Origin of the sequence: Alkalibacillus silvisoli, assembly GCF_039521975.1 — a bacterium.
In the GTDB taxonomy this organism is placed as follows: Bacteria; Bacillota; Bacilli; order Bacillales; family Alkalibacillaceae; genus Alkalibacillus; species Alkalibacillus silvisoli.
The window spans coordinates 1-1,504 of record NZ_BAAACZ010000022.1 but is presented as its reverse complement, the minus strand read 5'-3'; the positions used below and the strand labels follow the sequence as shown (position 1 = coordinate 1,504).

General features: G+C 49.2%; 9 tRNA genes and 2 rRNA genes. All 11 read right to left on the bottom strand.

Annotated elements, in window-relative coordinates:
* Positions 1-266, bottom strand: a 16S ribosomal RNA gene (locus ABDZ63_RS12820); the annotation flags it as partial.
* A 120-nt stretch (positions 267-386) separates the two neighbouring features.
* Positions 387-462: transfer RNA gene (locus ABDZ63_RS12815), tRNA-Ala, on the bottom strand.
* A 10-nt stretch (positions 463-472) separates the two neighbouring features.
* A tRNA-Pro gene (locus ABDZ63_RS12810) sits at positions 473-546 on the bottom strand.
* Positions 547-557: 11 nt separating this feature from the next.
* Positions 558-634 (bottom strand) — tRNA-Arg (locus tag ABDZ63_RS12805).
* Positions 635-642: 8 nt separating this feature from the next.
* Positions 643-731, bottom strand: a tRNA-Leu gene (locus ABDZ63_RS12800).
* A 5-nt stretch (positions 732-736) separates the two neighbouring features.
* A tRNA-Gly gene (locus ABDZ63_RS12795) sits at positions 737-811 on the bottom strand.
* A 9-nt stretch (positions 812-820) separates the two neighbouring features.
* Positions 821-905, bottom strand: a tRNA-Leu gene (locus tag ABDZ63_RS12790).
* A gap of 4 nt (positions 906-909) precedes the next feature.
* Positions 910-985, bottom strand: a tRNA-Lys gene (locus ABDZ63_RS12785).
* Positions 986-1,027: 42 nt separating this feature from the next.
* A tRNA-Thr gene (locus ABDZ63_RS12780) sits at positions 1,028-1,104 on the bottom strand.
* 12 nt (positions 1,105-1,116) lie between these two features.
* Positions 1,117-1,192: transfer RNA gene (locus tag ABDZ63_RS12775), tRNA-Val, on the bottom strand.
* Between the two features lie 11 nt (positions 1,193-1,203).
* Positions 1,204-1,319 (bottom strand): 5S ribosomal RNA (gene rrf / locus ABDZ63_RS12770).
* Positions 1,320-1,504 lie beyond the last annotated feature (185 nt).

Here is a 1,504-nt window from a genome sequence, read left to right as displayed (position 1 = left end):
AATGCGCCGCGGGCCCATCTGTAAGTGATAGCAGAGCCATCTTTCAACACAGAACCAGGCGGTTCTATGTGTTATCCGGTATTAGCCCCGGTTTCCCGGAGTTATCCCAGTCTTACAGGCAGGTTGCCCACGTGTTACTCACCCGTCCGCCGCTCGTTCCACAAACGTCATCTCAGATGAGATTCAGTCTGCTTCCCGCGCTCGACTTGCATGTATTAGGCACGCCGCCAGCGTTCGTCCTGAGCCAGGATCAAACTCTCCATAAAAGTGTTTGATTGACTCGTTTAATGTCATCTCTTTGTTTTCTTCCACAAGTCAATAAGAAGAAAACCAGAATTGACGACAGGCTATTTTGTTTAGTTTTCAAGGTTCGAAGAAATATTAATTGGTGGAGCCTAGCGGGATCGAACCGCTGACCTCCTGCGTGCAAAGCAGGCGCTCTCCCATCTGAGCTAAGGCCCCAATGAAGGAATCGGGAAGACAGGATTCGAACCTGCGACCCCTTGGTCCCAAACCAAGTGCTCTACCAAGCTGAGCTACTTCCCGAAGGATTTAAATGGCGCGCCCGAGAGGAGTCGAACCCCTAACCTCTTGATCCGTAGTCAAACGCTCTATCCAATTGAGCTACGGGCGCAAAAAAAGTGGTGCCGAGGGCCGGATTCGAACCGGCACGGTAGTAAACTACCGCAGGATTTTAAGTCCTGTGCGTCTGCCAATTCCGCCACCCCGGCAGTTATGGAGCGGAAGACGGGATTCGAACCCGCGACCCCCACCTTGGCAAGGTGGTGTTCTACCGCTGAACTACTTCCGCAATTTGTAATGGTGCGGGTGGAGGGAGTCGAACCCCCACGTCGTAAGACACTAGATCCTAAGTCTAGCGCGTCTGCCAATTCCGCCACACCCGCTTGGTGGTGAGCCATGGAGGATTCGAACCTCCGACCCTCTGATTAAAAGTCAGATGCTCTACCAACTGAGCTAATGGCTCATCGCGAATTTAATCTTTCGATTAAAAAAATTATAATTTAAATGGTGCCGACCGAGGGACTCGAACCCCCAACCTACTGATTACAAGTCAGTTGCTCTGCCAGATTGAGCTAGGTCGGCACTGTACTGAAATGGTGGAGGATGGCGGGCTCGAACCACCGACCCCTTGCTTGTAAGGCAAGTGCTCTCCCAGCTGAGCTAATCCTCCATAGCATATTTGCCCGGCGGCGTCCTACTCTCACAGGGGAAGAACCCCAACTACCATCGGCGCTAGAGAGCTTAACTACTGTGTTCGGCATGGGAACAGGTGTGACCTCTCTGCCATAACCACCGGACAAATTACTTCAAATTTCAAGGACAAGTTATATTATATTCACCCTCATTAAAAAATGCAAGGGTTTTTAATATTTTTTAATGAAATTTCAAATGTGAATTTCATTACATGAAGGTCCAATACCTTCAAAACTAGATAAGAATCAACCAAAGTCGAAGACGCGTTTTATCACTTGATTTAAGTTAA